Source organism: Acidithiobacillus sp. TH-A36 (assembly GCF_057473445.1).
Window position 1 is genome coordinate 1 of the sequence record NZ_JBYCKP010000588.1, and the last position, 3,377, is coordinate 3,377.

Annotated in this window: 5 protein-coding genes; 3 read left to right on the forward strand and 2 right to left on the reverse strand. The window is 51.1% G+C overall.

Annotated elements, in window-relative coordinates:
• Together AC2VLY_RS14880 and AC2VLY_RS14885 are read right to left on the reverse strand one after the other, a co-directional pair.
• On the reverse strand, positions 1–266 hold a 266-nt coding region (locus tag AC2VLY_RS14880; RefSeq protein ID WP_486922537.1), incomplete at its 3' end, for a hypothetical protein.
• A complete protein-coding gene (locus AC2VLY_RS14885) occupies positions 266–769 on the reverse strand; it encodes a hypothetical protein (RefSeq protein ID WP_486892535.1) in 504 nt (167 codons plus the stop codon). The genes AC2VLY_RS14885 and AC2VLY_RS14880, both read right to left, overlap by 1 nt.
• Before the next feature lie 239 nt (positions 770–1,008).
• Here AC2VLY_RS14885 and AC2VLY_RS14890 point away from each other — a divergent pair, with 239 nt between their 5' ends.
• The 3 genes from AC2VLY_RS14890 to AC2VLY_RS14900 all read left to right on the forward strand — a co-directional run bounded on the left by AC2VLY_RS14890 (position 1,009) and on the right by AC2VLY_RS14900 (position 3,109).
• Positions 1,009–1,899, forward strand: a complete 891-nt coding sequence (locus tag AC2VLY_RS14890) for a hypothetical protein (protein WP_486892534.1) — start codon at positions 1,009–1,011, stop codon at positions 1,897–1,899.
• A 182-nt stretch (positions 1,900–2,081) separates the two neighbouring features.
• The gene (locus AC2VLY_RS14895) at positions 2,082–2,861 is read left to right on the forward strand and encodes a PP2C family protein-serine/threonine phosphatase (protein WP_486892533.1); all 780 of its coding nucleotides are present in this window, start codon (positions 2,082–2,084) and stop codon (positions 2,859–2,861) included.
• Between the two features lie 2 nt (positions 2,862–2,863).
• Positions 2,864–3,109 carry a hypothetical protein gene (locus AC2VLY_RS14900; RefSeq protein WP_486892532.1) on the forward strand — a complete coding sequence of 82 codons (246 nt, stop codon included), beginning with the start codon at positions 2,864–2,866 and terminating at the stop codon, positions 3,107–3,109.
• Positions 3,110–3,377: the final 268 nt, after the last annotated feature.

The window sequence follows — 3,377 nt, forward strand, 5'->3', positions numbered from 1 at the left end:
GCTGCCTGCAGAGTGGCTTCAAAAATCGGACCGCCCGGAGATTGGAGTAATGACGCCGTCTCTGTAAGAGCTGCGCGCAAATCATTCGTTTCCACCAGGTGACCGTCCGGAAAGAGGGTTCGCGCAATCTCTCCAACGGTCGTGCCCACGTTCATCCGTGTCTGCGACCCGCTATCCACCTCGGCAAGTTCAGGATGATAGGTTTGCAGCCAGAGTCTTTTGGGGCACTGGAGATGCGCTATAACGCGAGATTTGGACAAACCCATCAGACGCGATCTTCGGCCATCGTCTTGGCAACTGATAATCTCCAACTTCTGGCTTCGTACACGGCAGGGCCATTGACCAGACGCATCACGAGCAGCGACAACAAAGCTACCACGATCATGGCAATGCCACGGCTATCGCTTTTTTGGGGATTATTCTTGCCGTTGGCATTCAGAATATCCATCCAGCTCACCACATAGATGAAACTCAGGATGATCTTGGCGACGAGTACCGGAAGAGCTAAAAGCCACTGCCATCTATTATATCGAAGGGTCAGCCACACACTGTATAGCCACGCCCCTGCAGCTAGGAAAAAGACCAGATAGGCCAGGACCTCCTGACCACGTATTGCCAGCTGATACCCCACAAAGATCAGTGCCCACGGTGCGAAGGCCAGCCCCAAGTCCCATTTGTCGTAGAAAAAAACCGCCTTTCGGGTGACCTCCAGAAATAATCCATACAGACTCACGAGCAGCAGCGCGACAGCGATAACTTGGCCTTCCATGAGAATGCTCCTTTCTATCTTTAACCATTTAGTTGGGCTTGGTGAATATGACAAGGGCCAGAGTACGCCCTAATCACGTCAAATTGGTTCCCGGTGGAGCGCGTGTGAAAGATTGGGATAATATTTTCAGGTATGGTTCGATCACGACCCAATCTGACTTGGTTTCGCACCATAATAGCGCACATCATCGGCCGGTGATGCTGTCAAAAATCTACTAAAGGTATGAGATGCCAGATTACATGAAGTCAGAAAGTAAGATCGGGCTGCAAGGCGACGTCCATGAATTATCCTCCCTGATCCTTGCCCTTAAAAAGCTGTGGGATGATTGGTTGCACAGAGTATTGCTCCGGCGTGATGATCTAGGCGACCCCTTGCTTGGAGCCTCCTTAGAACTGAAAGGGGAAATCTATTTAAACTCAGCAAGCGATTGGGCTGATGATCTATGCGACCCGCTGGTAGTTCGGCAATTCCTGCATATTGAAAGTGAATGTCTTCCCGATCTTGGAAAAACCGAAAACGTATTCCTACATCTGTCAGATATCCAGTCATGGCTCCTACGGACAGAACGATTATTGGATATTTATCCCGGCGTTCCTCTTTCCCTTTCCTGGGCGTTATCGGCAGAGATGTGCCTGGAATACGATGAATGGCGAGTACCGGAAAAACTCAAAACCATAGAAATGCGTAACGACTATGAAGCTCTGGATGACAATGCGGCCGCCTATCTCTTGGCGTTCAATGACGCGTTAACAGCAAGTGAGGCGTGGCTTCGGCGGGAGATGATGGAATGGCATCAAGCCGATACTGAAGTGTTAGCTCAGAGTAGGCTGACCGATGTGGATTGGGTGAATATTGATCTACTGTACCGGTTCACCCCTGGCACCAGACGAAATTTAGTGGTCCAGGCTGACATGTTGCTTGACGATGGGGAGGGTACCAATTACAACGTTTTTGCTGCAATGACTGCCCACCCATTGGCGAGACAGCATCATTGCTGGTTTTTCCACGATTTATACGACCATCATCCACTGTCGTTCAGGGAAATATGCCAGATTGCAGGTTGGCGTTTTGTGCTGAAACGACGGGCGTCCTTTTTTTCCAAAGAAAACTCCAGGGCGGAACATGCCTAAAAATGCGTTTCAAAAGACTTTCGCAAGCGGGCCGACAACGAATCATAATCGCTTTGTGGATAGACCTGCAGGGGACTTAGGCTCACGTCAGTAATCTGCAAGAATGTCACGATGATGAGAGCGCCACACGTTCAATGGACACTGTACAAAAATAGGCCGCAGTTAGAGGAGCGATAACATTTATGGCTACAACGATCCGTTATGCCGCATGGAGCGAGTCTGGAGGCTTCCCCTGCAATGAAGATGCTCTTTTGGTCGATGGTGATGTGCATCAGGGAGTTTCTATTTGGGCTGCGAATACGGTAACCATCGATAAGACCACTGTTTTTGCCTGTGCTGACGGTCTGCATATTGGTCGGGGTGCCGCTTGGGCCAGCAGAACCCTTCTGGAGTTGCTGCGCGACAGTTATCTTACTTTCCCGAATTGGTCGCCCCAGTATCGGGTTAAATGGCTGCAGGGCACCCTGACCGAAAACGGAAAGCGGTATCCGGGGGCTGCCAGCACGTTGTTGTGGGCAGAACTGCAAGAGACCCAGACCCATATAATGCTCTGCCATGTGGGCGACAGCAGGGCTTGGCTGATTCGCGACGGCGAGGTGAAGTTGCTTACCGAAGATCAGACCGTGGCTACCGATCTGCAAAACGCTGGATATGCAGCAGACAATCATCCACTTTTGGCGAGTAGTTATGGGGCATTAGCTGAATATTTTTCGGTGGACGCGTTTGTGGACGCACCGCAGGCTGTAATACAGAGCATGCCGTTTAAGGAGGGCGACCTGCTTCTTTTGGGAACAGATGGCATCGCTCACCTGGAGTTGCCAGAAATCATGATCCTGGCAGCAGAACTGACCGCGCAGGCGAACGCCTCATCCGGTCAACCATCCAGTCCGGGCATAAGACGGTCACCAGAAGGTCCGGATAATCGCAGTGTGATTCTTATTGCAAACCATGGAGGGTATTAGGCATGTCAGACAAGCAATGGTCGGAAGAATTACAGCAATACACCCGCGAATTACTGGACAAGGGAACCTTTGGAATAAATCCATTGACCTATGAAGTGTGTTTCAAGCATGTCAATGGTCAGTATGGCTTCATTGACGCCCGCGATGCGAGTGACGAGAGATATCAAATGCATGTGCGTGGAAGTGAGGAGATTATCAGCTTTCCTGACTCAGCAGTCTTGGTCCAGGCAGGCTGGGCGCTAGACTGAACCTGGCGGATCGCTTTCTAACAGGGCGAGCACGCCTATTAAATATTACTCCTCAAGATACTGGTCGCGAATGACCTCTTCCGCTGCGTTGCTGTCACTCCTGGCTGCAGGGCGAATGGCGGCAACGGAGCGGAAACCGCCCATTGGTGGTCAGATACCTGGGCAAATGGATGAGTTGCGTTTGTGTAGACGCACGCCTACACTTCTCTCATGGAGATAGTGGGCTTCGATTGGGATAGCGGCAACTGGCCGAAGTGCGGAAAGCATG